Origin of the sequence: Rhodococcus cerastii (assembly GCF_033042195.1) — a bacterium.
GTDB lineage: Bacteria > Actinomycetota > Actinomycetes > Mycobacteriales > Mycobacteriaceae > Rhodococcoides.
The window spans coordinates 1-1,890 of sequence record NZ_JAWLKF010000032.1 but is presented as its reverse complement, the minus strand read 5'-3'; the positions used below and the strand labels follow the sequence as shown (position 1 = coordinate 1,890).

The window sequence follows — 1,890 nt, the reverse complement described above, 5'->3', positions numbered from 1 at the left end:
CGGGCTGTTTCGATTTCGAGGTGGCCGTCGTTGGGCTGGGTGTGCGCGTAGGAACTATCGGGGTCGCGGGCGGGCCCGGCCTCAAGCCAGTGCCGGGGTTTGTGCTCCGATGGCCTTGAACAGGTTGTGTACCAGAGCGTGGAAGGTGAATTCCGCGGCTGCTCGTTGTTGTCCTCGGCTGCTGAAGCGTCGGAATCCGAGATTGTGTTTGGCGTGACCGAACGGGGTCTCGGCGATGTGGCTGCGCAGGCCGTAGAGCGCGGCACCGACCGGGGTCCGCAGCCGATGCGACATGACTTGTTTCGGTGTCGCACCCGGTGGTGGTGGCCCGTCGACGGGCATGTCGGCTGCTGCTTTCGACACCGCGGCGTGCTTGCCGATCGCGATCAACCGGTCGGGTCCGGGAGCGGTCAAATTCGCCTCGGTCAGATACCCGGCATCGGCGAGTAGCACCCCGATCTCGTTGTCGGCGTTCGGATCCGGATCGACACGAGCACTCGAGACGATATCGGCGGCAGCGACAGCCTTGTCGAGCATCGAGGTGAACATGGTTCCGTCGTTGGGATTGTTGCCCACCGATGTGGCGATGATGATCCCATCGCTGGTGGTCACCGCCTGGCAGTTGTAGCCCTGAATCCACCCACCGCCACGCAGCTGCATCGACCGCGACGCAGGGTCGGTGACGTTGCGTTTGGCCTCTCCGACAGTGGTCGGCGGCGTCGATACCGCAGTGGCAGCATCGACCGCGGCGCGCAGTCGTTCCTGCTCTGCGGCTTTGGCGTCGGCGGCAGCCCGGTCGGCGATCGCACGGTCGAGGAAACGCTGCACGCGAATGACTTTCGCGTTCCTCTCCACTGGGCCGGGAACACGTCCTTTCGCTGTTCCCGCAGCCTTCCTCGCCTGGTAGTTCTCGATCGTGGCCTGATGCCTGGCCCGCGCGTCGGCCAGGTTCATCTGCAATATTTCGACTCTGATCTCCGTCGGGGGTTTGCCGGTGACCGGACCCGATTCTTCACGCCGACGCAGATGATTCGCCACCAGCTTCTCTCGCCGTGCCAGCGTCGCAGTGCGCCGGTCGGTCTTGTTCTTCTCGATCTGCTCGCGCTCGGCGGCCTTGTCGGCGTTGATCTTCTCGAGTTCGGCCAACGCCTGCGCGATACGCGCCGCGCGAGAGCGTGGATCGGTCATCTCCTCGGGCACCTCGTCGCCGGTCGATCCCGGCCCGAACATCTCGTCCTCGGCGGCGTCGGCAGCAGCATGCTCAGCGGCGGCAGCCCGCGCATGCTCGCGAAGTCGCTGCTCGGCGGCCTCGGCAGCCGCTGCCCGCAGACCTTTCTCGGTGCGGTTGGCGCTCAGTGAGGCGTCGGAGGAGATCTTGACTCCGTCGAGCGCGACGACACCCAACCTGGCCAAACCCAGTTGCCCGCACAACAGTAGAACCTGGGTGAACAAGGCATCCATGTACGGGGCCACGTCAGCGCGAAACCGGGAGATCGTCACGTGATCGGGGGTGTTGCCCGCGCAGATGATCCGAAACGCGGCATCGCGCTGACACAATCGCTCGAGGACCCGCGAGGATCGTTGTCCCTGCGCCCACCCGAAGATCAGCACTGTTAGCAGCATGTCCGGGTCGTATCCCGCGCGCCCGACACCACCGGTGCGGCGCACCGCATGCACCGCCGAGGTATCCAACGCGGTGACCACATCGATCACGGTGAACACCGGATCCGATGCCGGCAACCACTCACGCATGTCCACCGGCAACAAGAACTGCTGATCCCGATCCACCGGGCGATAACCTTTGGCCACCAGCACATTCTCCCAGCCGACCACACCCCACTACAGACCAACACGCAGCAACATCAACCAGGCCCAATTCGCAACAGCCCG

Annotated in this window: 1 protein-coding gene; it reads right to left on the bottom strand. The window is 64.8% G+C overall.

The genetic code is table 11. From position 1 onward, the window contains the following. Nucleotides 1-81: 81 nt before the first annotated feature. The gene (locus R3P93_RS24445) at nt 82-1,809 is read right to left on the bottom strand and encodes a transposase (protein ID WP_449619220.1); all 1,728 of its coding nucleotides are present in this window, start codon (nt 1,807-1,809) and stop codon (nt 82-84) included. Nucleotides 1,810-1,890: the final 81 nt, after the last annotated feature.